21 protein-coding genes are annotated in these 23,741 nt (G+C 64.8%); 14 read left to right on the forward strand and 7 right to left on the reverse strand.

Annotated elements, in window-relative coordinates; genetic code table 11:
- Positions 1-14: 14 nt before the first annotated feature.
- The 3 genes from motB to ISP20_RS06850 all read right to left on the reverse strand — a co-directional run bounded on the left by motB (position 15) and on the right by ISP20_RS06850 (position 2,976).
- The gene (motB, locus tag ISP20_RS06840) at positions 15-1,025 is read right to left on the reverse strand and encodes a flagellar motor protein MotB (RefSeq protein WP_204635312.1); all 1,011 of its coding nucleotides are present in this window, start codon (positions 1,023-1,025) and stop codon (positions 15-17) included.
- The gene (gene motA / locus ISP20_RS06845) at positions 1,022-1,891 is read right to left on the reverse strand and encodes a flagellar motor stator protein MotA (RefSeq protein ID WP_204635313.1); all 870 of its coding nucleotides are present in this window, start codon (positions 1,889-1,891) and stop codon (positions 1,022-1,024) included. The genes motB and motA overlap by 4 nt, the downstream gene beginning before the upstream one ends.
- A 191-nt stretch (positions 1,892-2,082) precedes the next feature.
- Positions 2,083-2,976, reverse strand: a complete 894-nt coding sequence (locus ISP20_RS06850) for a LysR family transcriptional regulator (RefSeq protein ID WP_204635314.1) — start codon at positions 2,974-2,976, stop codon at positions 2,083-2,085.
- Here ISP20_RS06850 and ISP20_RS21570 point away from each other — a divergent pair.
- Positions 2,957-3,616, forward strand: a complete 660-nt coding sequence (locus ISP20_RS21570) for a DOPA 4,5-dioxygenase family protein (protein WP_239535409.1) — start codon at positions 2,957-2,959, stop codon at positions 3,614-3,616. The genes ISP20_RS06850 and ISP20_RS21570 overlap by 20 nt on opposite strands.
- A gap of 8 nt (positions 3,617-3,624) precedes the next feature.
- Here the strand turns inward: ISP20_RS21570 and ISP20_RS06860 are convergent, their stop codons facing one another.
- Both ISP20_RS06860 and ISP20_RS06865 read right to left on the reverse strand, forming a co-directional pair.
- Entirely contained in the window at positions 3,625-6,210 is a 2,586-nt protein-coding gene (locus ISP20_RS06860) for an ATP-binding protein (protein ID WP_204635315.1), read from the reverse strand.
- A 74-nt stretch (positions 6,211-6,284) separates the two neighbouring features.
- On the reverse strand, positions 6,285-6,635 hold the full coding sequence (locus ISP20_RS06865; RefSeq protein ID WP_204635316.1) for a DUF4242 domain-containing protein: 351 nt from the start codon (positions 6,633-6,635) through the stop codon (positions 6,285-6,287).
- 315 nt (positions 6,636-6,950) lie between these two features.
- Between ISP20_RS06865 and ISP20_RS06870 the strand changes: the two genes are divergently transcribed.
- Positions 6,951-7,784 (forward strand): transporter, encoded by an 834-nt coding sequence (locus ISP20_RS06870; RefSeq protein WP_239535411.1) that lies wholly within the window; start codon positions 6,951-6,953, stop codon positions 7,782-7,784.
- A gap of 39 nt (positions 7,785-7,823) precedes the next feature.
- On the opposite strand, the gene ISP20_RS06875 is transcribed toward ISP20_RS06870, so the two are convergent.
- A complete protein-coding gene (locus tag ISP20_RS06875; RefSeq protein ID WP_204635317.1) occupies positions 7,824-8,336 on the reverse strand; it encodes a cytochrome P460 family protein in 513 nt (170 codons plus the stop codon).
- Positions 8,337-8,356: 20 nt separating this feature from the next.
- Positions 8,357-9,409, reverse strand: coding sequence for an alpha/beta fold hydrolase (locus ISP20_RS06880; RefSeq protein ID WP_204635318.1), 1,053 nt, complete (start codon positions 9,407-9,409; stop codon positions 8,357-8,359).
- 231 nt (positions 9,410-9,640) lie between these two features.
- Here ISP20_RS06880 and ISP20_RS06885 point away from each other — a divergent pair, with 231 nt between their 5' ends.
- The 12 genes from ISP20_RS06885 (at position 9,641) to fdhE (ending at position 23,491) form a co-directional block, all read left to right on the forward strand.
- On the forward strand, positions 9,641-9,994 hold the full coding sequence (locus tag ISP20_RS06885; protein ID WP_204635319.1) for a hypothetical protein: 354 nt from the start codon (positions 9,641-9,643) through the stop codon (positions 9,992-9,994).
- An 18-nt stretch (positions 9,995-10,012) separates the two neighbouring features.
- The gene (locus ISP20_RS06890) at positions 10,013-10,498 is read left to right on the forward strand and encodes a RidA family protein (protein WP_204635320.1); all 486 of its coding nucleotides are present in this window, start codon (positions 10,013-10,015) and stop codon (positions 10,496-10,498) included.
- 219 nt (positions 10,499-10,717) lie between these two features.
- Positions 10,718-11,770 carry a permease gene (locus ISP20_RS06895; protein WP_204635321.1) on the forward strand — a complete coding sequence of 351 codons (1,053 nt, stop codon included), beginning with the start codon at positions 10,718-10,720 and terminating at the stop codon, positions 11,768-11,770.
- Positions 11,771-11,924: 154 nt separating this feature from the next.
- Positions 11,925-13,301 (forward strand): glucose-6-phosphate dehydrogenase, encoded by a 1,377-nt coding sequence (zwf, locus tag ISP20_RS06900; protein ID WP_204635322.1) that lies wholly within the window; start codon positions 11,925-11,927, stop codon positions 13,299-13,301.
- Between the two features lie 24 nt (positions 13,302-13,325).
- The gene (locus ISP20_RS06905) at positions 13,326-14,057 is read left to right on the forward strand and encodes an HAD family hydrolase (protein WP_338030972.1); all 732 of its coding nucleotides are present in this window, start codon (positions 13,326-13,328) and stop codon (positions 14,055-14,057) included.
- A 66-nt stretch (positions 14,058-14,123) separates the two neighbouring features.
- Entirely contained in the window at positions 14,124-16,172 is a 2,049-nt protein-coding gene (gene tkt / locus ISP20_RS06910) for a transketolase (protein ID WP_204635323.1), read from the forward strand.
- Between the two features lie 98 nt (positions 16,173-16,270).
- The gene (locus tag ISP20_RS06915; RefSeq protein WP_204635324.1) at positions 16,271-17,665 is read left to right on the forward strand and encodes a serine hydrolase domain-containing protein; all 1,395 of its coding nucleotides are present in this window, start codon (positions 16,271-16,273) and stop codon (positions 17,663-17,665) included.
- A 220-nt stretch (positions 17,666-17,885) separates the two neighbouring features.
- Positions 17,886-18,479 (forward strand): molybdopterin-binding domain-containing protein, encoded by a 594-nt coding sequence (locus ISP20_RS21890; RefSeq protein ID WP_239535413.1) that lies wholly within the window; start codon positions 17,886-17,888, stop codon positions 18,477-18,479.
- Between the two features lie 12 nt (positions 18,480-18,491).
- The gene (gene fdnG / locus ISP20_RS06920) at positions 18,492-20,963 is read left to right on the forward strand and encodes a formate dehydrogenase-N subunit alpha (RefSeq protein WP_484489045.1); all 2,472 of its coding nucleotides are present in this window, start codon (positions 18,492-18,494) and stop codon (positions 20,961-20,963) included.
- 10 nt (positions 20,964-20,973) lie between these two features.
- Positions 20,974-21,888, forward strand: coding sequence for a formate dehydrogenase subunit beta (gene fdxH / locus ISP20_RS06925; RefSeq protein ID WP_204635326.1), 915 nt, complete (start codon positions 20,974-20,976; stop codon positions 21,886-21,888).
- Entirely contained in the window at positions 21,885-22,544 is a 660-nt protein-coding gene (locus tag ISP20_RS06930) for a formate dehydrogenase subunit gamma (RefSeq protein ID WP_204635327.1), read from the forward strand. Before fdxH ends, ISP20_RS06930 begins: the two co-directional genes overlap by 4 nt.
- Complete coding sequence (gene fdhE / locus ISP20_RS06935; RefSeq protein ID WP_204635328.1) at positions 22,541-23,491, forward strand: formate dehydrogenase accessory protein FdhE; 951 nt, start codon at positions 22,541-22,543, stop codon at positions 23,489-23,491. Before ISP20_RS06930 ends, fdhE begins: the two co-directional genes overlap by 4 nt.
- Positions 23,492-23,741 lie beyond the last annotated feature (250 nt).

The raw sequence follows: 23,741 nt of genomic DNA on the forward strand, positions 1-23,741 counted from the left end.
GGAGAATGGACGCTTCAGGGCGAGTGTGGCCCCGCCTGCGCGCTGTCGTCAGCCGCAGCCGCCGATACCGTGATGATCGCAGGCGCAATCGGCGTGACCGTGGGGAGCAGGGCCGTCGATGGCTTCTCCTCGGTGCCGCCGCTTTCCTGCGAAAGCGTGCTCGCCTCGGCCTGCCGGTTCATCACGATGATGCTGATGCGGCGATTGACCGGGTCGCCCGGGTTGGCGCGGTCGAACGGCACCGAGGCGGCCAGCCCCACCACGCGTGCGATCTTGTCTTCGGTCAGACCGCCGGAGAGCAGCGCGCGCCGCGCCGCGTTGGCGCGGTCGGCGGACAGCTCCCAATTGCTGTAGTGATGGTCGCTGGTATAGGGCGCGTCGTCGGTGTGGCCGGAGAGGCTGATGCGATTGGGCACGCGGTTGATGAAGCCCGAGAGCTCCTGCAGGATGGTGGTGGTGTAGGGCCGCAGCTGCGCGCTGCCCAGATCGAACATCGGGCGGTTCTGCTTGTCCACGATCTGGATGCGCAGGCCTTCGGAGGTGATGTCCAGCAGCAGCTGATCCTTGAACGGGGCGAGTGCCTGGCTCTTCTCGATCGCGGCCTGCAACTGCTGCATCAGTTCTTCCAGGCGCGCGCGCTCCTGCTTGCGCGCCTCCTTCTCGATTTCCTTGGGATCGGTACTCGCCGCCGCGGCGCCCTGGCGGTCGTGGCCCGGGCCGTGCGGCATATCCATCGCGCCGCCCATCTTGATCATGCTGGTGCTGGCGCCGCCCGGACCCATGCGGCCTGGCGGTGCCATGGTGGCGGTGCCTTGCGTCATGCTCGGATTCTTGAAGTATTCCGAGATCGCCGCGCGTTGCTCGCGGGTCCCCGCGCCGATCAGCCACATGACCAGGAAGAAGGCCATCATGGCGGTGACGAAATCCGCATAGGCCACCTTCCACGCGCCGCCGTGGTGGCCGTGGCCATGCCGCTTGACGCGGCGTACGACGATGATCGGTGGCGTTTCGCCTTGTTCGCTCACGTCGCCGCCTTGGCGCGCGGCGCCTTGAGGTGCTCCTCCAGATCGAGGAAGCCCGGCCGCGCGTTGGCGGACAGCGACTTGCGCGCAAACTCCACGGCTACCTTCGGGTTATAGCCGCGCAGGTTGGCGAGCAGCGCGATCTTCACGCATTCGAATGCCTTGCCGTCTTCCTGCACCCGGTTCTCCATCGCCGCGCCCAGCGGTCCGATGAAGCCGTAGCAGAGCAGGATGCCGAGGAAGGTGCCGACCAGCGCGCCGGCGATGTGCATGCCGATGCGCGAGGTGTCGCCGTCGAGCTGGCCCATGGTGGTGACGATGCCCAGCACCGCCGCCACGATGCCGAAGCCCGGCAGTGCATCGGCCAGCTTGGTCACCGCCAGCGCCGGGGCGACGGCTTCGTGGTGGTGCGTTTCCAGCTCCACTTCCAGCAGCTGTTCCAGCTCCATCGGATTCATGCTGCCGCCCACCATCAGGCGCAGGCAGTCGGTGGTGAACTCGATCAGATGATGTTCGCGCAGCAGGCGCGGATAGGCGGAGAACAGCGAACTCGCCTGCGGGTCCTCGATATGTTCCTCCACGCCGAGCAAGCCCTCCTTGCGGATCAGGCTGAACAGTTCGTAGAGCATCGAGAGCAGATCGACGTAATCCTGCTTGTGGTACTTCGGGCCTTTCAGCAGCCCGAGCACGTCGCGCAGCGCCGCCTTCACCACCTTGACCGGATTGGCCGAAAGAAAGGCACCCAGCGCACCGCCGCCGATGATCAGCAACTCATAGGGCTGCCACAACGCAAGAATCTGTCCATGCGACAGCACGAAGCCGCCTAGCACGCACACCAACACCACCACCGCTCCAACGAGGACCAACATGTTCGCTCCGGGATACGGAGCCCATCACTCCGCGCACGGTTTTTATCGGCGCTGCGGCGGGGAAATTTAGAAAACGTTTTCGTTTGTCGTCGTTCGTCGAAGTGGCATGAATGAAGGACGCTTGCGCCTGGTTCGGCTATCAAGTCCTGATCGATATGGCCGATAGCGTGGCTGCGAGTGCTCGAATGCCGCTACGCCGCCGCACCCAATCGCTCCAGCAGGAAATCGATCACGCTGCGCAGCTTCGCGGTGGGGTGCCGGTCCTGTGCGTAGATGAGGTACATGGGCGAAGGCTTGAGCGACCAGCCGGGAAGTACCGCAACCAACCGGCCCGACGCGAGATCATCGGTAAGCACGACTTCCGGTTGCAGGACGATGCCCATGCCGTTGCGTGCGGCCACGCGCAGGGCATTGCCCTGGTTGGCGGTAAAGCGGCCTTGCACGTTGACGCTGCAAGTAGTGCCGTCGTCGGCCACAAAATGCCAATGGTTGTAACGCCGCCAGTACGAAAGGCCCAGGCACAGGTGCTCACTCAATTGTTCGGGATGCATGGGCTGGCCGTGGCGTTCCAGGTACGCCGGCGACGCCGCCAGCAGGCGTCGATACGGGCGCAGCGGTCGCGCAACGATGCCCGGCTCGTTGACTTCGCCAATGTAGACGCCCAGTTCAAAATCGCCATCGGCGAGATTGGGAAGGCGGTTGTCGAGCGTGAGATCCACGTCGACATCCGGATGGCGTTCCATGTATTCGCCCAGCAAGGGAACCATGCTGTAGCTGCCAAAACTGACGGGGGCGACAAGACGCAGTTTTCCGCGAGGACTTTCGTGCAGTTCCAGCGCGCTGGCTTCGGCCCGCTCCACTTCCGCCAGCGCGGTCTTGCAGCGTTCGTAGTAGAGGCGGCCCACTTCCGATAGCTGTTGCCGTCGCGTGGTGCGATGGAGCAGGCGCGCGCCCAGCCGCTGTTCGATATCGGCGACGTGCTTGGCGACCATGGTGGCGGAGACGCCGCAGATCTCGGCCGCTGCCGCGAAACTGCCGGCCTCCACGACGCGCACGAACATTTCCATGTTGGCCAGCTTGTTCATCACTAACAACCCATGGGTTTGGAATGTCCAAAATATTCCCATGTTTATTGGGCTTTACGCCAACGGCATCATGCCGACCGGGGAAATCGGTCCTTGCGTTCGGAGCCGTTGCGTGCCCAGCTTTCATCTCGACATACCCAGCGCCGCCTGGGCGGCCCGTGCCCGTGCGGCGGCGGCGCCGGACGTGCGCAGCAGCAAAGCAGATCAAGCGGACCCTCAGGGCAGTGCCATGACCACCCATCGCGACCCATCCGGAACGGCCCCGTATCACGCGCACGTCTACTACGACGCGAGCACGCGCCCCATCGCCGAAGTGCTGCGGCAAAACCTGATCGAGAGCATGCAGCGTGCACGCATTCCTCCGCTTCGCTTTGTCGGGCGACTGAGCGACCGCAGCGCCGGGCCCCACCCACTACCGCAGTTCGAAATTCATTTCACGGCCGACGGTTTGGCCGCGATCCGCGACATCATCGCCTCGTCGGGACTCACTGCGTTGGTGCATCCGCTAACCGATGACGACCTCGCCGATCACACCTCACTGGCGCAATGGATAGGCCGGCCGCTGGCGCTCGATCTCAGCACGTTGGATCCGCCGGGACACAATCAAGGTGTGGCGCGGTTCGGAAAATCGGACTTCTAAACAGCCCATCAATGCGTTGAACCGAGTCCGAGGCGTCCCGCCGCCGCGACGGCTTCGCCGCGCGAACGGGCATCGAGTTTTCGCAGTACGGCCGAGACGTGATGTTCCACCGTCTTCTCCGAACGCGCGAGGCGGTCGGCGATTTCGGTGTTGGACAGGCCTTGCGTGAGCAGGGAGAGAATCTGCAGTTCGCGCAGGGTCAATCCGGCGGGATTGGCCACGGTGCTCGCGCGTGGGCTGCGGGCCATGCCGCGCACGCCGTTGCGATGGAGCGATTCGCGGCAGCGCCTGATGGTGGCGGAAGCCTGCAGTGCCGATAGCGTGGCCAGTGCTTCGCCGATGGCGTGTTCGTCGCCTTCCATCAAGGCCAGCGCGCGTTCGTAGGGGCAGCCGATGCTTTGCCACGCCAGCGCGGCGTCCTGCCATTGGCCGTCGCGTTGCAAGGCGTAGGCGTGTTCGATCTCGGCGGTTTCGGACGCCTCCAGGCCCATCCAGCGGCGCCAGAACAACAGTTCTCCGAGAGCGCGTGGATCGTGCAGCTGTTCCGCCAACAGGCAAGTTCGGCTGACTACGGGATCGTCTTCGCCATCCTGACCACGCAGCCATGCCGCCTCGGCGCGCGCCGAGGCCACGGGTGCGAGTCGCTGCAATTCGCCGGTGGCGCAGGCCAGTTCGGTCACTTCATCGAGCAGTTCCGCGCCGCCGGGATCGCCGCGACGCAGGCGAATGCGCGCGAGCACGTTCAAGGCGGGGATGCGCGCGACCGGCGTCACGTCGCCTCGCGTCAGCAGATGGCTGGCGAGCTGGCCCGCGGCATCCCAGCGTCCTTGTTCGAAATCCAGCCGGGTCTGATAGGCCACCACGTATTGCGACCACGAATCCAGGTCGCGCTCGGCGAAATATGCCGCCGCCTGGCTGATGTACCACTGCGCTTCGGGATAGTCGCGCGTGGTCACGGCGCTGCTGGTGAGGTTGGCGTAGGCGCGCGCCACATGCTCGCCGTAGCCGTTGGCGATGGAGATTTCCAGGCTGCGCTTGAGCATGTCCTTGCCATCGGCGTGGTAGCGGACGCAACGCGCGGTGCCGACATTGTTCAATGCATGGGCCAGCACTTCAGTGTTGCCTTGCTTTTCGGCCATCTCGATGGCGCGCGTTCCCCAGGTCACCGCCTCGGTGGTGCGGCCGGCCAGCATGTGCATTTGCGCGCGGTTGCTCAGCGCCCAGGCCAGCTCGTCGTCGGCGTGGATGGATTCGAGCAATTGCACCGCGAGGTTGCCGTACACGTCGGCGTCGCTATTGCGGCCGACAAACCAGTGCAGGCGCGACAACCAGCGGAGCATGTGGCCTTCCTGGCGTTTGTCTCCCAGCTTGCGCCACAGGGCGAGGGCGGTCTGGCTGGAGGCGATTGCGCTGTCGATCTGGCTGGTGAGGTAGCACTGGTAGGCATGACGTTCGAGCAGCTCCGCACGCGCATCGTCGGGCAGCCCGCCGGCATGGGCCAGCGCCCGACCGTAAAGCCAGGCGGAGTCGCAGTGCGCGCCGTGGGCGGCGGCATCGGCGGCGGCCTTGGGCGCGTATTTCATGACGGACGCGCAATCGCCGGCACCTGCCGCGTGGTGTACCAGCCACGCCATCGGCACGTTCTCGCCAAGCGATTCGAGGTGGCACAGCAATCGCGCATGCAAGGCGGCAGCCACTGGCGAGGGCAGCGCCTGTTCCATGGAGATGCGCGCGAGTTCATGGCGATACGCATACGTGCCGCTCTGCGCAAACAGCAACCCCGAGGCGAGCGCCGCGGCGACCACCTCGTCGCTGGGAGCGAGCAGCGCGTGGACCAGCGACACGTCGATGCGTGCCGGCACGATCGCGGCCAGATCGAGCAGCTCGCGCACGGCCGGCGTCTGCCGTCCCGCGCGTGCCAGCACGGCATCGCGCACCGATGCCGGCAAGCCTTCGGCCGACAACGCCTCGGTGACGAAGAACGGATTGCCACCGGTGGCAGCAAACAGTCCTTCCGACGAACGGCCCGTGCGTTGGGCCAGGTCGGCCACGGCGGTTTCCGATAGCGGCAGCAACGGCACGCGCACGGCAGCGTCGCTGGGCAGGTCGCCGCAGAGCAGCCGCAGCGGATGCTTTGCGTCGAGCTCGTCGTCGCGATAGGTCAGCACCAGCAGTGCACGCACCCGTTCGATGCGCCGGGCCAGGTACTTCACCAGGTCCAGCGTGGCGGCATCGGCCCAGTGCAGATCTTCCAGCACCAGCAGGGTGGTGCCGTCGAGTTCCTGCAGGTCCGTGAGCAGGGCGGCGAACAGTTCGGCGCGGCGTCCTTCGCGGCCCAGCAGGCTTCTTGTGCGGCTGGTGAACGCATCGGCGATGTCGTAGAAGGGACCCAACGGGCGGGGCGAGAACAAAGCCTCGCACCCGCCGATCAGGACGCGGCCGCTGTCGTGTCCGGCGGCCAGGCATCGCACGAGCGACGTCTTGCCGATTCCCGCCTCGCCATAGACCAGCGCGGTGCGGCCGGTGCCTTGCTGCGCGAGGTCGCGCGCGTCGCGTAGACGCTGCAAGGCGTAGTCACGCTCAACCAGTTCCAACCTTCCACCCTCAACGCGTGTCCGACAGGTGCCTTGCCCAGGGCAGGGCGGCAAGCTGGCGTCTCAGCGCTCCGTTAGAGGAAGTAGCGGAACGGACGCCACGGTGCTCTATAAACCGTTCGGCTCGCCGATGCACGACTGGCTCCCGCCATACTCAAATAGAAATAGGGATTGAGTACGGAGATCTCGGTGATGTGGTCCACCGGCAACTCATTGCGGCGGGCCACCTGGCGGATCGCTTCGGGGCTCGGTGCATCGTAGACGCAGAACGTCTTGGTCTTGCCTTCACTCACGTACGAGTGCAGCCAGGTTACGCCTTCTTCGGCGTTGGTGTTGACGATGGCAACGCATTTGGCGGCGCCAGTGGCATTGGTGGGAAGGGAAAGCCCGTTGGGGAATTGGCGTTCGACGATGTAGCGCGGCATGACGGTGTCTCCTGATTGGGTGTTGCAACTCGTGTTGAAGCTGCAATCACAGGCTACGCAGGCACATGCGTCGCGACATCGGGAGTTTCCCTCAGTTTGCATCGCGCGTTCCCCTATTTTTTCCGGTCGTTCGTGGAGGGGTGTTTCAGCGATGTAACGGGTAATGTTGGTTGTCAAAGCAGCAATGCACGACGCACGCAAACGGCTTTTTTTAAGGGACCTAAGTAAGAACACGGTGTGCCACCCCGTAGTTCTTCGCATGACTTCTCGCCATCCGCGCAGGACAGTAAGCCTTGGCGTGCCTCGGAGCAGGACATGCATCTGCGCTATCCCGTCGTATTGTTTTTGCCGCTGTTGCTTTCCGTTACCGTTCACGCGCAATCGACATCCGGCGATGCCGCGGGTGGCGATACCGCCGATCTGGCGAAGAAACTATCCAATCCGGTCGCTTCGCTGATCAGCGCGCCGTTCCAGTTCAACTACGACAGCAAGATCGGCCCGGACGAACGTGGCCACCGGCTGACCATGAACGTGCAGCCGGTGGTGCCGATCTCCATCAGCGACGACTGGAACATGATCTCCCGCACCATCCTGCCGGTGACCACGCAGTCGGATATCTCGCCCGGCTCAGGCAGTCAGTCGGGACTGGGCGACATCACCCAAAGCCTGTTCTTTTCGCCCAAGGCACCGGGTGCCGGCGGAATCATCTGGGGCGTGGGTCCGGCATTTCTGCTGCCCACGGCCACCGGCGATCTGCTGGGTGCGAAGAAGTGGGGGCTGGGACCGACCATCGTGGTGCTGAAGCAATCGCATGGCTTCACCTATGGCTTTCTGACCAACCAGATCTGGTCGATTGCCAGCGTGAAGAACAATCGCGACCGTGCGCCGCTGAGCAGCCTGTTCCTGCAACCGTTTCTTTCCTACACCACACCCACGGCATGGACCTATGGCATCAACGCCGAGTCCACCTACGACTGGCATGCGCATCAAGCGGCGGTGCCAGTGAATTTAACCGTGGCCAAGTTGACCAAGGTGGGCAAATTGCCGGTGAGTTTCACCGGCGGCGTGCGCTATTGGGCGGCGACCAGCGCGACCAGTCCGCACGGATGGGGCTATCGCGCCGTGATCACTTTGCTTTTCCCGCAATAGACAGCGCTTCGCCCATCGCGATGTGGCGGCTGGCCGGGGTCAGCGAGCGTATCGCGTGAACACGTAGTCGTGGTTCTTGACGCGCGCCTGATGGCAGGCAAAGCAGGTGCGGTGCTGCGCTTCATCCACGGGTTGGCCATCGACGAAGCGGCCGAAGCCCCAGCCGCCGGTGGTGGCGTACTTCTTCGCGTCCTTCACCATCACTTGCACCGTGGTGGCGGCGCCCGGCACAGTGGCCGCTTCGAACTCGGTCGACGGCGTGCGCTTCCAGGCGAGCTTGACCAGGATGCTGCCATCCGGGAATGGCAGTGTGTTCGTGCGATAGGCCTGTATCGCGGTCGGGTTGCCGACCACGGCGCGCAGTTCGTTGAGCGGCTCGCCCTCCAGCGACGGCGCGATCAGTTCCCATTGGCGATAGCCGTCGGGCAGGGTGACGCCATAGATCGGTGAGGCAGGCTTGGACGTGTGTTCGCTGGCAGCGTGGCAGGCCACCGCGAAGAGGCCTGCCAGCAGCACGACACCGACGCTGGACAACGCGAGCAACGACTTCATGGACCTTCTCCCGGAGGGCATCAGAACTTGTCGACGTCGATGACGGCCTTGGCGAATGCCTCGGGTGCTTCCTGCGGCAGGTTGTGGCCGATGCCGCCGTTCACCTGGCGATGCTCGTACCTGCCGGTGAAGCGCTTGGCGTAGGCACCGGGTTCCGGATGCGGTGCGCCGTTGGCGTCGCCCTCCAGCGTGATGGTGGGCACGCCGATGCCCGGCAGCGCGGCGAGCTGCTTTTCCAGCGCGTCGTACTTCGCTTCGCCTTCGGCCAGGCCCAGCCGCCAACGGTAGTTGTGGATCGCCACGGCAACCTGGTCGGGGTTGTCCAGCGCGGCGGCGGAGCGGGCAAAGGTGGCGTCGTCGAACGCCCACTGCGGCGAGGCGAGTTGCCAGATCAGGCGGGCGAAATCGTGCGTGTACTTCGCATAGCCGGCTTCGCCGCGTTCGGTGGCGAAGTAGAACTGATACCACCACTGCAATTCGGCCTTGGGCGGCAGCGGTGCGCGATTCGCTTCCTGGCTGCCGATCAGGTAACCGCTCACCGAGACCAGCGCCTTGCAGCGCTGCGGCCACAGCGCCGCAAGAATGTCGGCGGTACGTGCGCCCCAGTCGAAACCGGCCACGATGGCCTGGTCGATCTTCAGTGCATCCAGCAGCGCGATGGCATCGGTGGCGAGCGCCGCCTGCTGGCCATTGCGCTTGGTGTCCGCCGAGAGAAAGCGCGTGTCGCCATAGCCGCGCAGGTAGGGAATGATCACACGATAGCCCGCGGCAGCCAGGATCGGCGCCACGTCCACGAAGCTGTAGATGTCGTACGGCCAGCCGTGCAGCAGCAGCACCGGCTTGCCGTTGGCGGGGCCGTCTTCGGCATAGGCCACGTCGAGCACGCCCGCCTTCACATGCTTGAGCGGCTTGAACGAGGTGTGGCTGTTCGCGGCCACGCGCTTCCCGGCCGACGGCGCAGGCGATGACGCCTGGGCGTGGGCAAGCGTGGCCAGACCGAACGGGGCCAGCGCAAGGCCCAGGGCGGTTGCGCCAAGAAGGGAACGGCGCTGCTGATTGATCTGATCGGACATGGAACGTCTCCCGGCTGGTTGCTTGACCCGTTTAGAAGACCATTTCCGTGTGTCTGCTCTGTGTGGAGACCTCGCGGATTTGCAAGCGCGTGTAACCGGAGCGGCGGCGGATACACAGCGATACAAAGCCTACGCCGCTCGCCGTGAGGGTGCCCCTTTTGTTGTCGACGGGACGCCTCCATGGTGGGGCGAGACAGGGGGTGAGCGCCGTCGGGCGACAAGGAGGGAGGGATGGCCTGGCTGGATCCGCAGTGGTTTACGCTCGAGGCGCTGACCGCCGAGTGGCGCCGCAAAGACGTGCGCAAGTGGATGATCGGCGTGATCACCGTGACGGTGGTGCTGATCCTGTTGAGCCAGCCCGAGACCGTGCCCACGGCGCTGACCATCGACTCGGTGGGGATCGACGTCTTCCTGGCCCTGCTGGAAATGCAGATCATGGTGGCCGTGCTGCTTTACCGCGAGCAGTTGATGGGATGGCTGCGCACGGCCTACGTGGCGGACAATGCCCTGGGTACGCTGATGCGCAAGCTGGTGTCGTTGGGCCGTAACATGCGTGAAGCGACGCGCGGGTCTTTCCGCGAATAAGACGAATCGAGGATGCCGATGAGCGCCATCGAAGCCCGCCTGACGGAGATGGGACTGAAGTTGCCGCCGCCGTTCACCGTGCCCCCCGGCGTGAGCCTGCCGTTTCAGTTCGTGCAGGTGCATGGCACGAGGGTCTTCATCGCGGGCCACGGGCCGCAGGGCGAGGACGGTGCGATGGCCGCGCCGTTGGGCAAGCTGGGCGCCGAGCTGTCGGTGAGCGAGGGCTATCAGGCGGCGCGCCTGGTCGCGCTTTCCGTGCTGGCCAGCCTCAAGCGCAGCATCGGCGATCTCGACCGCGTATGCGCCTGGCATCGCGTGTTCGGCATGGTGAATTCCGCGCCCGGTTTCACCCAGCAGCCGCAGGTGATCAACGGCTTCTCCGAGCTGATCCTGGCCTTGTATGGGCCGGAGCGGGGCGCGCATACGCGCAGCGCCGTCGGCATGGCCGAGCTGCCGTTCAACATCCCGGTGGAAATCGAAGGCGAACTTTCGCTGTATCCGTAAGCGTGTCTGTTGCAAGGCAGACACAGTATTTGGCCATCCAAAGCCGATGGCGCCGGATGCTAGTGACTTTGCCCGGACGCCGTAGCATGCTGTGCACCGCAGTCGCATCGCCTGGTTCGAAAATCGTGCCCCTCCGCAGCGCATCCGGCCTGCGGTGATCGGTGGGCAATGTCGTGCCCTGTAGGGCCGTAACGTCCCACGCTGTTCGGAGAGGCTTGCATGCCCGCCGCATCGCAGACGTCGCGCACCGCGCGTTTCCTGGTATTCGTGTTGTTGGCCGTCGCCGGCCTGTTCTACGTGAAGTGGCATCCGTATTACGGCCGCGCGTTCACGGCGGCGGCACAGCATTCCATCGGCCATTCGATCCTGATGGGCGACGCATCCAGCGCACCCGCGCCATCATGGAGCGCCGCGCTCGGCTACGCGCTGGCCTATGGCAAGGCGATCTGGCAGGCGATGGTGCTGGGCCTGCTGTTGGGCTCGGGTGTGCAGGCCTTGTTGCCGGTGCACTGGGTGGCGCGTGTGCTGGGCGGCCGCGGATTCAACAGCGTGCTCGCCGGCGGCCTGCTGGCCGTGCCGGGCATGATGTGCACCTGTTGCGCGGCGCCGGTGGTGGTGGGGCTGCGCCGTCACCAGGCGGCGCCGGGCGCCGCGGTGGCGTTCTGGCTGGGCAATACCATGCTCAATCCGGCCACGCTGATATTCACCGGCTTCGTGTTGGGCTGGCACTGGACCGTGCTGCGCCTGGCGCTTGCCGTGCCGATGGTGTTCGGGCTGGGGCAGCTGGCCAACCGGTTGGCCGAGCCGGGCCGTCCCATCGCGCTGGACCTGCCGCCGGCGGAGCCCGAGCCGCGCACGTTCGTCGAGGTGGTCATGCTGTGGGCGCGCATCTTCGTGCGCATGACCCTCCGCTTGATTCCCGAATACGTGATCATCGTGCTGCTGCTGGGCGCCACGCGCGCCTGGATGTTTCCGCCTATCGGCCCGGACATGGGCGAGGCATGGATCTGGATCGTGGCGCTGTCGGTGGCCGGCATGCTGTTCGTGATCCCCACCGCGGGCGAGGTGCCGATCGTGCAGGCCATGTTGGCCCTGGGGCTTGGCGTGGGACCGGCGGCCGCGCTGTTGATGACGCTGCCGCCGGTAAGCCTACCCTCGCTGACCATGCTCGGCCGTTCGTTTCCGCTGCGCTTGCTGGTGACGATTGCCCTGTCGGTGGTGGGCTTCGGCATACTGGCCGGCGCATTGGCGATGTGGCTCGGCATGCATTGACGCTCGCCGCGGCAGGCCGCAAGAACCCACGAGCGGCCTCACGCCAATCCCATGTTGTCCATGCCTGGATTTAACGCCCGGTAGGTCAGGGTGGAGGACCCGCCCGTGCGAGGCATCGCCAAGGGCCCATGGCAACAGGAGTGGATGCGCAATCATGAGTGGCTCACGATCGGACGCCTTCGTGTTCTTCGGCGCGACCGGCGATCTTGCCTACAAGATGATCTTTCCGGCGTTGCAGGCGCTCATCCAGGCAGGCGAATTGGACATGCCGATCATCGGCGTGGCATATGGCCAGTTCACGCTGGAGCAGTTGCGCGAGCGCGCCCGCAAGAGCCTGACGGAACATGACCTGTGCGACGCCAAGGCGTTCGAGCGGCTTGCCGCGCAGTTGCAGTACATCGATGGGGATTACCACGATCCGTCCACGTATACGCGCCTGAAGCAGGCGCTGGGCGAGGCGCGCAGCCCGATCCACTACATGGCGATACCGCCGACGATGTTCGACACGGTGGTGCAGGGACTGGCCAGCTCCGGCTGCGCCGACAACGCGCGCATCGTCATCGAGAAACCGTTCGGGCGCGACCTGGCGTCGGCCAAACGTTTGAACAAGACGCTGCACGAGGCCTTCCCGGAATCGAACATTTTTCGCATCGATCACTACCTCGGCAAGGAGGCGGTGCAGAACCTGCTGTACTTCCGCTTTGCCAACACCTTCCTCGAACCCGTGTGGAATCGCACTTACGTCGAAAACGTGCAGATCACCATGGCGGAAAGTTTCGGCGTGCAGGGTCGCGGCAGTTTCTACGACGAAGCGGGCGCCTTGCGCGACGTGGTGCAGAACCATCTGCTGCAAGTGACGGCCTTGCTCGCGATGGAGGCGCCAATGGGGCACGAGGCGGCCTCGATGCGTTCGGAAAAACAGCGTTTGTTCCAGGCCATGCGACCGCTGGAGCCGGGCCAGGTGGTGCGTGGCCAGTTCCGTGGCTATCGCGACGAAAAGGGCGTGGCGCCCGACTCGCAGGTGGAAACCTATGCGGCGTTGCGCCTGCATATCGACACCTGGCGTTGGTCGGGCGTGCCGTTCTACATCCGTACCGGCAAATGCCTTCCGGTGACGAGTTGCGAGGTGATGGTCACCTTGAAGCAGCCGCCGCTGGCGGTGTTCGATACCGCGCCCCGGCAGGACTCCAACTATTTTCGCTTCCGGCTCAGTCCCGAGGTGGTGATCTCCACCGGCGCGCGGGTGAAGCAGGCGGGCGAGCAGATGCGCGGCGAGCCGGTCGAGTTGGTGGCCAGGCATCACCCGGTGCACGAACAGCTCGCCTATGAGCGCTTGTTGGGAGACGCGATGCGTGGCGACGCCTCGCAGTTCACCAGCGATGCCTGCGTGGAAGCGGCGTGGGCGGTGGTCGATCCCGTCCTGGACAATGCGGAGCCGGTGCACGAGTACGCCCCAGGAAGCTGGGGCCCCGCCGCCGCCAAGGCGCTGACCGCCGGCGACGGCGGCTGGCATGATCCAAAAGTGGAATGATCCAAACGCTGAGGAAACTTCACTGTGTCGAACACCGCTTCACTTGTCTTCCTGCTCGACGTCGACAACACCTTGCTCGACAACGATGGTTTTGCGGCCGCCCTCACGGCGCGCCTCGACCGCGATTTCGGCGCCATGGAGCGCGAGCGTTACTGGTCCATCTACAACAAGCTGCGCGACACGCAGGGCTACGCCGATTATCTCGGCGCGTTGCAGCAGTTTCGCCTGGGTCACGAATACCACCCGGCGCTGATGCCGCTGGCGTCGTATCTGCTGGAGTATCCGTTCGCCGATCTGCTCTACCCCGGTGCGCTGGAAACGCTGGCCCATTTGCGAACGCTGGGTTCGACGGTGATTCTCTCCGACGGCGACATCGTGTTTCAGCCGAGAAAAATCCTTCGTTCGGGAATCTCGCAGGCGGTGGATGGCCGCGTGCTGGTGTACGTGCACAAGGAGCGCATGACGGAGGCCATCCAGCGCGCGTATCCCGCTGCGCACTACGTGATGGTCGATGACAAGCCGCACTTGCTGGCGGCGATGAAGCGCATTTTCGGCGCGCACCTGACCACGATCTTCGTGCGCCAGGGGCACTATGCGCGCGACGCGGAAAGTCTCGTCATCGATCCCGCGCCCGACCGGACGATCGCGCATATCTCCGAACTGGGCAGCCTGACGCTGTCCGATCTTCCGCTCGCACAGGGCACGGCTCCGATCGGTATCGAACCGGCCTCGGTGGCTGCACCCGATCCGTCATGAAACCCGTCTTCGCCGATCCGTCGGCGAACTGCGGCCAGCCACCATGCACTTCTTCAGGTGATCCGCATGTCCGATGAGCTCGATCTGAAATGCATCAACACCCTTCGCTTCCTCTCGGTCGACATGGTGGAGAAGGCCAACAGCGGGCACCCCGGCTTGCCGCTGGATGCGGCGCCGATGGCCTATGCGCTGTGGACGCGCTGGCTCAGGTACAACCCGCGCAACCCGGACTGGTTCGACCGCGACCGTTTCGTACTTTCCGCCGGCCACGGCTCCGCGCTGCTGTATAGCCTGCTCTATGTCACGGGCTACGACGTCTCGCTCGACGACCTCAAGCAGTTCCGCCAATGGGGCAGCAAGACGCCGGGGCATCCCGAGCGCGGCCACACGCCGGGCGTGGAGACCACCACCGGCCCATTGGGGCAGGGCATGGCCAATGCGGTCGGCATGGCGATGGCGGAAGCGCAACTGGCGGCGCGCTACAACCGTCCGCAGCACACGGTGATCGATCATTACACCTATGCCATCGTCAGCGACGGCGACCTGATGGAAGGCGTGGCATCCGAAGCCGCGTCGCTGGCCGGTCACCTGCGGCTGGGCAAGCTGATCTGCCTGTACGACCAGAACACGGTCACCTTGTCTGCTGGCACCGACATGACGTTCTCCGAGGATGTCCGGCGCCGTTTCGATGCCTATGGCTGGCACACCATCTCGGTGAGCGACGGCAACGATCTCGTCGCGATCGAGGCGGCGCTGGAAACCGCGCGGGCAAAGAGCACGCGGCCCACCCTGATCCTGATCCGCACCGAGCTGGGCTACGGTTCGCCCGAGCAGGGCAGCTTCAAGACGCACGGTTCGCCACTGGGCGCGGACAACGCGCGCAAGACCAAGCAGACACTGGGTTGGCCGACCGAGCCCGATTTTCTCGTGCCGGACGATGCGCTGGCGCATTTTCGCAAGGCACAGACGCGCGGCGCGGAGCTGGAATCGGCGTGGAACGAGCGGATGCAGGCTTACGCCTCGATGTTTCCGGATCTCCACGACGAGCTGCAACGCAGCCTGCGCGGCGAGCTGGCGGAGGGCTGGGATGCCGACATCCCGGTGTTCCCGGCGGACGCCAAAGGCATGGCGACACGCGATGCGTCCAGCAAGGTGATGAATGCGTTTGCCGCCAAGGTGCCCGCGTTTACAGGCGGTTCGGCGGATCTCAATCCTTCCACCAAGACGGCGCTGAACGGGCTGGGCGATTTCAATCCGCTGGCCGCGAAGGGCGAGGACCTGCAGGGTTCCGACTCGGCCGGTTGGGGCTATCAGGGGCGCAACCTGCATTTCGGCGTGCGCGAACACGCGATGGGCGCCATCGTCAACGGCATGGCGGCGCATGGCGGCACGATCCCGTTCGGCGCCACCTTCCTGATCTTCTCCGACTACATGCGTCCGCCCATGCGCTTGGCGGCGCTGATGAAACTGCACGTCATCCACGTCTTCACCCACGACAGCATCGCGCTGGGCGAGGACGGCCCCACCCATCAACCGGTGGAGCAACTGGCGAACCTGCGCGCCGTGCCGAATCTGGTGGTGATACGTCCGGCCGATGCCAACGAAACGGCGGTGGCCTGGCGCGTGGCGTTGCAAACCCGCGATCGCCCGGTACTGCTGGTGCTGACCCGGCAGAACCTGCCGACGCTGGATCGCGAACGCATGGCCCCGGCCGACGGGCTGCGCCGTGGCGCGTACGTGCTGTCCGATTCGTCGGCGCGAACGCCGGAACTGATCCTGATCGCCAGCGGTTCGGAAGTGAGCCTGATCGTGGAGGCCGCGAAACGCCTGCAGGACGAAGGCGTGGCTGTGCGCTGCGTGTCGATGCCGAGCTGGGAATTGTTCGAGGCCCTGTCGCCGGCGGAGCGGGACGAGGTACTGCCACCCTCGGTCAAGGCGCGGCTGGCGGTGGAGCTTGGCGTGTCGCAGGGCTGGGAGCGCTATGTGGGCCAGCACGGCGACATGCTGGGCATCGAAACCTTTGGCGCCTCCGCACCGGCCGAGGTGCTGCTGAAAGCCTACGGTTTCACCGCGGACGCCGTAGTCGCCCGCGCCAAGGCCTTGCTCGCCAGGTAACGATATCCTCTCGCCCGATTGCGTGCCTGTCATCGCTCATGGCATATCCTGCGCGCTGGCGACCGGACCCTTGAGAGTCCGCGACGGGGAGAGAGGCGATGCTTGGGCGGATCGGCGTTGCGGTAGGCATGTTGGCGTTCTCATGGGCGGCGCTGGCTGCGCCATCGACACCGGCTGTGCCGGTGGCCACGGCCGCGCAGGCCGCGCTGGAAAGCGCAGCGAACCCGCTGGGGCCTGGCGTGGCAGCGATCATTTTGCAAGGCGACACGATGTTGTTTCGTGGCGCGGTAGGTCGCGCCAACATCGAGCTGGGTGTACCGCTCTATGCGGAGCAGACCTTCCGCATCGCCTCGATCACCAAGATGTTCACCGCGGCGACCGTGATCAAGCTGGCGGAGCTGGGCAAGCTGTCGCTGGACGATCGATTGTCGACCTATGTTGCCGATGTGCCCAACGGCGGCAACATCACGCTGCGCCAGCTGTTGAACCATACGGCGGGCATTTCGGACAAGACGCCGAACCCCCAGCCGGGTTTCATGAAGCGCGACGTGGACACGGCCACGCTGGTCGACGAGATCCGCAAGCGGCCGCCCGCGTTTGCGCCGGGCACGCAGTGGGCCTATTCCAATGGCGGCTACATCCTGCTGGGCGCGGTGATCGAGAAAGTCACCGGCGAGCGCTGGTACGTAGCGATGACGAAACTGTTGCTCGAGCCGGCGCAGTTGCGGCAGATCCGCTACGGCGACAACGCCGCCGTGATTCCCGGACGCGTCGCCGGCTACAGCACGGATGACGCCACCCATCAGATCAAGAACGCCTCGTTCATCAGCATGAGCATTCCGGCCGCAGCCGGCGGTCTGGTCGCCACGGCGGACGATCTGGTGCGCTGGATGCACGCGTTGGCACGCGGGCAGATCGTCAGCGCCAAGGGCTTCCAGCAGATGATCACGCCGGTGCCGGCCATGCCGGGCGTCTCGCCTGCGCATCAGTACGGCATGGGCATGTATCTGTGGCACGTGCGCGGCAGTGAGATGATCGGGCATACCGGCCAGATCGACGGCTTCGCCTCGGCTCTGGTGTATCTCCCGAAACAGGATGTGATCGTGGCCGTGCTGGCCAACGACGACGGCTTCGATGCCCGCACGATGAGTCGGCGGCTCGCCGCCATCGCGCTGGGGCAGCCGTATGCGACGCCGGTACCGGCGCCCCTGGCCGATGAATTCCTGCAGGCGCTGCAGGGCAGCTATCGCATCGACGGCACGACCGTGCAGACGCTGACCGTCAAGGACCACCAGCTCTTCGCACAGCGCAGCGGCCACCATGCGGTGCCACTGCAGTTCACCGCGGACGGTCGCCTGGTGTTCGTGCCGGACGAACTCAGCTATTTCGTGCCGGTGCGCGATGCCTCGGGCAAGGTCACCCGGCTCGATTATTTCGAGGGTGGCGACGCACCGGCCCTGCCGTTGCCACGGGTGTCCGAAACCGGACATTAGCGGCGCCGGGCCGGGCTATGTGACATCAACGAAATCGTCACGAATCCGCTGCCGCCTTAGCCCAAAGTCGCAAGAACCTGGGCGGCCGCGCGGGCTTATCTGTGCTACCTTTTTCGGCAGGCAACGGGCTCGCTCCCGTTGTCGTCACGGAGAGTTTCGAGCCACGTTCACGCCCATCGATGGGCGCTAGGCCAGCCAGATTTCCCGGGAGCGACATGCGATGTCCATGACACGCCGCGAGTTCATCAAGTTCACCGGCTTGGGGCTAGCCGCATCCAGTATCGGTGCGCTCGGCTTCGGTGCCTCCGGCGAGGCACAAGCCGCCGCCGTACGGCCCTTCAAGCTCACCCACGCCACCGAAACGCGCAACACGTGCACGTACTGCTCGGTGGCCTGCGGCATTCTTATCTACAGCATGGGCGACCGTGCCAAGAATGCGCGCTCCAACATCATCCATATCGAAGGCGATCCGGATCATCCGGTCAATCGCGGCACGCTATGCCCGAAGGGCGCGGCGTTGCTCGACGTGGTGCACGCACCGACGCGATTGAAGACGCCGCGTTATCGGCCGCCGGGCGGCACGGAATTCAAGGAAGTCTCCTGGGATTTCGCGCTCGACCGCATCGCGCGTTTGATGAAGGACGACCGCGACAAGAACTTCATCGCCAGGAATGCCAACGGCGACACCGTCAATCGCTGGACCAGCGTGGGCATGCTGGCGGCGTCGGCATCATCGAGCGAAACGTCCTACCTCACCTGGAAGGCCGTGCGCTCGATGGGCATGGTGGTGTTCGACAACCAGGCGCGCGTCTGACACGGACCGACGGTGGCCAGTCTGGCCCCATCATTCGGTCGCGGTGCGATGACCAACACCTGGCAGGACATCAAGAACGCCAACGTCGTCATCGTGATGGGAGGCAACGCCGCCGAGGCGCACCCGTGCGGTTTCAAATGGGTGATCGAGGCGAAGATCGAGAACGGCGCCAAGCTCGTGGTGGTCGATCCGCGCTTCACGCGCACGGCTTCCGTAGCCGACTACTACGCGCCGATCCGTCCGGGCACCGACATCGCGTTCCTCAATGGCGTGATCCACTACCTGCTGGAGAAAGACGCGATCCAGCACGAGTACGTGCGCTCGTACACCAACGCCAGCCTGATCGTGAAGGACGGTTTCGATTTCCAGGACGGCCTGTTCACCGGCTACAACGAGGAAACCCGCACCTACGACAAGTCGACCTGGGACTATGAGCTCGACAAGGACGGCTTCGCCAAGTCCGACGACAGCTGGCAGGACCCGCGCTGCGTCATCAACCTGCTCAAGCATCACGTGTCCCGCTACACGCCGGAGATGGTCTCGCGCATCTGCGGCACGCCGCAGGACAAGTTCGAGCATGTGTGCGCACTGATCGCCAGCACATCGGCGCCGGACAAGGCCATGACCAGCCTGTTTGCGCTGGGCTGGACGCAGCATTCGGTGGGTGCGCAGAACATCCGCAACATGGCGATGATCCAGCTGCTGCTGGGCAATATCGGCGTGGCGGGCGGCGGCATGAATGCCCTGCGCGGGCATTCGAACATCCAGGGCCTGACCGACGTCGGCCTGTTGTCGAACCAGATGCCGGGCTACATGAACCTGCCCACCGACAAGGAAACCGATTTCGACATCTACATGTCGACGCGGCAGTTCAAGCCCTTGCGACCCGGCCAGATCAGCTACTACCAGAACACCCGCAAGTTGTTCGTGAGCCTGATGAAGGCGCTGTATGGCGATGCCGCCACGCAGGAGAGCAACTGGGCGTTCGACTGGCTGCCCAAGCTCGACATCCCGTTGTACGACATCATCAAGGCGTTCGAGATGATGAACGCCGGACAGATGACCGGCTACATCTGCCAGGGCTTCAATCCGCTGCAGGCGTTCCCGGATCGCGGCAAGATCCGTCGCGGTCTGAGCAAGCTGAAATTCCTGGTCACGATGGATCCGCTGGATACCGAGACATCGCGTTTCTGGCAGGATTTCGGTCCGCAGAATCCGGCCAACTCGGCCGATATCCAGACCGAAGTATTCCAGCTGCCCACGACCTGCTTTGCCGAGGAAAACGGCTCGCTGGTCAATTCGGCGCGCTGGCTGCAATGGCACTGGAAGGCGGCCGATGGGCCGGGCATCGCGATGTCCGACATCTGGATCATGAGCGGCATCTTCCATCGCATTCGCGAGCTCTATCGCAAGGAAGGGGGCGCGTTCCCCGATCCGATCCTCAACCTCACCTGGAAGTACACCGATCCGATCAGTCCCGATCCGGAAGAGCTGGCCAAGGAAATGAACGGCCGCGCGTTGGCCGATCTCACCGATCCGGCCACCAATACGGTGGTGACCAAGGCCGGCACGCTGCTCGACGGCTTTGCGCAATTGCGCGACGACGGCACTACCTCGTCCGGCTGCTGGATCTTCTCCGGGTCGTTCACCGAGAAGGGCAACCAGATGGCGCGTCGCGACGCCACCGATCCGCGCGAGCAGGGCATTGCGCCGAACTGGGCGTGGGCATGGCCAGCCAACCGGCGCATTCTGTACAACCGCGCCAGCGCCGATCCCGCGGGCAAGCCGTGGAATCCGGCCAAGCCGGTGATTTCGTGGAACGGTACGAAGTGGGTGGGCATCGATGTGCCCGATTACACGCCGACGCTGGCGCCTTCGGCCGGCGCCAGCCCCTTCATCATGAACGACGAAGGCCTGGGTCGCCTGTTCGCCCGCAAGCTGATGGCCGAAGGTCCGTTCCCCGAGCACTACGAGCCGATGGAATCGCCGGTGGAGAACGTGCTGCATCCGAAAGTGAAGAACAATCCCGCGGCGCGTGTGTTCGCGGACGACCGTGCGGCGTTTGGAAGTCCAGACAAGTTCCCCTATGTGGCCACCACCTATCGCCTCACCGAGCACTTCCACTTCTGGACCAAGCACGCGTTGATCAACGCGATCCTGCAGCCGGAAGAGTTCGTCGAGGTGGGCGAGGCGCTGGCCAAGGAGAAGGGCATCGAGCAGGGCGGCTGGGTGAAGGTGTCGTCCAAGCGCGGCGAAGTGATCTGCAAGGCGTATGTCACCAAGCGCATCAAGCCGCTCACTGTCGATGGCAAGCCGACCCATGTGATCGGCGTGCCGCTGCACTGGGGCTTCACCGGCCAGGCCAGGAAAGGCTACGGCGCCAACACGCTGACGCCTTCCGTGGGCGATGCCAACACGCAGACGCCGGAATTCAAGGCGTTCCTCGTCAACATCGAAAAGACCAGCGCACCGGTCACCGCCTGAGGAATTCGCCATGTCCGATCTGCAATCGCAAGATTACATCCGGCGCTCTGCCTCGACGATGACGCCGCCCTCGGCACGCAACGCCGAGCAGCAGGTGGCCAAGCTGATCGACGTGAGCCGCTGCATCGGCTGCAAGGCCTGCCAGTCGGCCTGCATGGAGTGGAACGACCTGCGTCAGGAAATCGGCCACTTCGAAGGCTCGTACCAGAACCCGAACGACCTCAGCCCCGATGTGTGGACGCTGATGAAGTTCGCCGAGTACGAGAACGAGCAGGGCAACCTGGAATGGCTGATCCGCAAGGACGGCTGCATGCACTGCGAAGATCCGGGTTGCCTGAAAGCCTGCCCGGCGCCCGGCGCCATCGTGCAATACGCCAACGGCATCGTCGATTTCATCAGCGACAAGTGCATCGGTTGCGGCTACTGCGTGAAGGGTTGTCCGTTCGATGTGCCGCGCATCAGCAAGAAAGACCACAAGTCGTACAAGTGCACGCTCTGTTCCGACCGCGTGTCGGTGGGCCTGGAGCCGGCCTGCGTCAAGGCCTGTCCCACCGGCGCGATCATGTTCGGGACAAAAACCGATATGACCGCATGGGCCGGCGAGCGCATCGTCGATCTGAAATCGCGCGGCTTCGAGAACGCGGGCCTCTACGACCCGCAGGCGGTGGGTGGCACGCATGTGATGTACGTGCTGCATCACGCCGACAAGCCCGAGCTGTATTCGGGGTTGCCTGCGCATCCGCGTATCAGCGCCGCAGTCGAGGCCTGGAAGGGCATCGCCAAGCCGCTGGCCATGGTGGGCATCGCGCTGGCTGCCGTAGTGGGCTTCTTCCATTACATCGTGAAGGGCCCCAACGAAGTCACCGAAGAGGACGAGGCGCAGGGCGAGCGCGTGCTGGAGGAAGAGACGGAGAACACGCCATGATCCGTTCCCGGACTGTCATCGTTCGCTACACCACGTCCCAGCGGGTCAACCACTGGATCAATGCGATCTGCTTCACGCTGATGGTGCTGTCGGGCCTTTCGATGTTCCATCCGATCATGTTCTGGCTGTCCAACCTGTTTGGCGGCGGACAATGGACCAGGGCGGTGCATCCATGGATCGGTTGCGTGCTGATGGTCAGCTATATCGGCATGATCGTGCAGTTCTGGCGCGCCAATCTCTGGCACAGCGAAGACAACACCTGGATGAAATCGGTGGCGGCGGTGGTCGAGGACGACGAGGAACGCATCCCGCCCGTCGGCCACAACAACGCGGGCCAGAAGCTGGTGTTCTGGGCGATGACCCTGCTGATTCCCACCCTGTTCCTGACCGGCCTGGTGATCTGGGAAGTGTATTTCGGCGAAGCCACCCCGATTCCCGTGCAGCGCGCCGCCGTGCTGATCCACAGCACCGCGGCCTTCCTCGCCATCATCATCTGGATCGTGCACGTCTACGCCGGCATCTGGGTACGTCATTCCATGCGCGCGATGACCCAGGGTTACGTGACACCGGGCTGGGCGTGGCGCCATCATCGCAAGTGGCTGCGGGAGCTGGCGGCCGACCCGAACGACAAGACGGCGATCAGGAAGCGTCCATGAGGCAAGGCGAAGCACCACCCGACGCGAAATGGAGCGGGCCGTCGCACGCGGGCGTCAAGGCGCCGGAACCCATCGTGATCGCCGATCCCACCGCGCGGTTTGCAGCCACCGCGCGACGCCTCACGCACCTGGCGGACGGACATCCGATGGAAGCGTGGCTCTGCTTCATGGCAACGCTGGCGCAGGCCCAGCACGCCGTGGCGACCACACTGGCGCCAGCGACGGCACTCAGCCAGGTGGAAGTGGAGCGGGCCGTCGAGGCGCGCCTGCCGCCGTTGGCCGCCGATGGGCACCGCCGCAGTGCTGCATGGCGCGATGGGCTTGCCTTGCTGCTCGACCAGATCGACGGCCGCGAGTGGCCGCTGGCCGTGCAGGAGGCGATGGAGCAGCTGCGCGACAGCGATGCCGCCGCACTGGACCGGCTGGCCGATGCATTCCTGCGCGGCGAGCTGGCCGCCTCCGAGGCAGGCACGGCAGTCTTTGTGGTGGCCGCGCTGCAGGTCTATTTCAGCGGTTCGGCAGCGCGGCTGCAGGCCAGCGATCTGCGCCTGCTGGAGCAGCGTTCGCTTTGCCCGTGCTGCGGTTCGCCTTCCGTATCGGGTCTGATCATCGCCACCGGCATCACGCCCGGCACGCGTTTTCTGTATTGCTCGCTGTGTTCCACCGCGTGGAATCACGTGCGCGCCGTCTGCATCACCTGCGGCGGCACGCGCAAACTCTCCGTGCAAGGCATCGAGGACGACCCCGGTGTGGTCAAGGCCGAGACCTGCGGCGAGTGCCACACCTACGCCAAGCTGCTCTACCAATTGAAGGACACGCAGGTCGACCCGTATGCGGATGACCTGGCCTCGCTGGGGCTGGATATGTTGGTGACCGAGGCAGGCTTCGCGCGCCATGCGCCCAATCCGTTGCTGCTGGTGGGCGATGGAGAGGCGATGGCTGAGTAGCCTTTCTCCAGAGCAAAAATCTCGCGTCCCCCATTTGTTCCCCTCACCGTCATTCCGGCGCAGGCCGGAATCCAGTGGCCCCAGTATTGGGTTTTCACGAGCCACTCCCCCAGAGCCGACAATCGCGACGACCCAACATGGTCGCTACTGGATGACCAGCTTCGCTGTTGCAAAGCGCTTCCGGCCTGCGCCGGAATGACGGTGAACATGCGGGCCTCACGCGCTCTGGCTTGACCGCCTTCTGTCGCCG

It is taken from the genome of Dyella kyungheensis, assembly GCF_016905005.1.
Lineage (GTDB): Bacteria > Pseudomonadota > Gammaproteobacteria > Xanthomonadales > Rhodanobacteraceae > Dyella > Dyella kyungheensis.

What these genes read in the sequence shown, in the direction of transcription:
- ISP20_RS06880 (WP_204635318.1), bottom strand. Translation starts at nt 9,409, where the DNA reads ATGTCCGATCAGATCAATCAGCAGCGCCGTTCCCTTCTTGGCGCAACC.
- motA (WP_204635313.1), bottom strand. Translation starts at nt 1,891, where the DNA reads ATGTTGGTCCTCGTTGGAGCGGTGGTGGTGTTGGTGTGCGTGCTAGGC.
- ISP20_RS21890 (WP_239535413.1), top strand. Translation starts at nt 17,886, where the DNA reads ATGTCCATGACACGCCGCGAGTTCATCAAGTTCACCGGCTTGGGGCTA.
- ISP20_RS06870 (WP_239535411.1), top strand. Translation starts at nt 6,951, where the DNA reads ATGCATCTGCGCTATCCCGTCGTATTGTTTTTGCCGCTGTTGCTTTCC.
- ISP20_RS06850 (WP_204635314.1), bottom strand. Translation starts at nt 2,976, where the DNA reads ATGAACAAGCTGGCCAACATGGAAATGTTCGTGCGCGTCGTGGAGGCC.
- ISP20_RS06865 (WP_204635316.1), bottom strand. Translation starts at nt 6,635, where the DNA reads ATGCCGCGCTACATCGTCGAACGCCAATTCCCCAACGGGCTTTCCCTT.
- ISP20_RS06875 (WP_204635317.1), bottom strand. Translation starts at nt 8,336, where the DNA reads ATGAAGTCGTTGCTCGCGTTGTCCAGCGTCGGTGTCGTGCTGCTGGCA.
- ISP20_RS06895 (WP_204635321.1), top strand. Translation starts at nt 10,718, where the DNA reads ATGCCCGCCGCATCGCAGACGTCGCGCACCGCGCGTTTCCTGGTATTC.
- tkt (WP_204635323.1), top strand. Translation starts at nt 14,124, where the DNA reads ATGTCCGATGAGCTCGATCTGAAATGCATCAACACCCTTCGCTTCCTC.
- fdxH (WP_204635326.1), top strand. Translation starts at nt 20,974, where the DNA reads ATGTCCGATCTGCAATCGCAAGATTACATCCGGCGCTCTGCCTCGACG.
- ISP20_RS06885 (WP_204635319.1), top strand. Translation starts at nt 9,641, where the DNA reads ATGGCCTGGCTGGATCCGCAGTGGTTTACGCTCGAGGCGCTGACCGCC.
- ISP20_RS06930 (WP_204635327.1), top strand. Translation starts at nt 21,885, where the DNA reads ATGATCCGTTCCCGGACTGTCATCGTTCGCTACACCACGTCCCAGCGG.
- zwf (WP_204635322.1), top strand. Translation starts at nt 11,925, where the DNA reads ATGAGTGGCTCACGATCGGACGCCTTCGTGTTCTTCGGCGCGACCGGC.
- ISP20_RS06890 (WP_204635320.1), top strand. Translation starts at nt 10,013, where the DNA reads ATGAGCGCCATCGAAGCCCGCCTGACGGAGATGGGACTGAAGTTGCCG.
- fdhE (WP_204635328.1), top strand. Translation starts at nt 22,541, where the DNA reads ATGAGGCAAGGCGAAGCACCACCCGACGCGAAATGGAGCGGGCCGTCG.
- ISP20_RS06915 (WP_204635324.1), top strand. Translation starts at nt 16,271, where the DNA reads ATGCTTGGGCGGATCGGCGTTGCGGTAGGCATGTTGGCGTTCTCATGG.
- ISP20_RS21570 (WP_239535409.1), top strand. Translation starts at nt 2,957, where the DNA reads ATGTTGGCCAGCTTGTTCATCACTAACAACCCATGGGTTTGGAATGTC.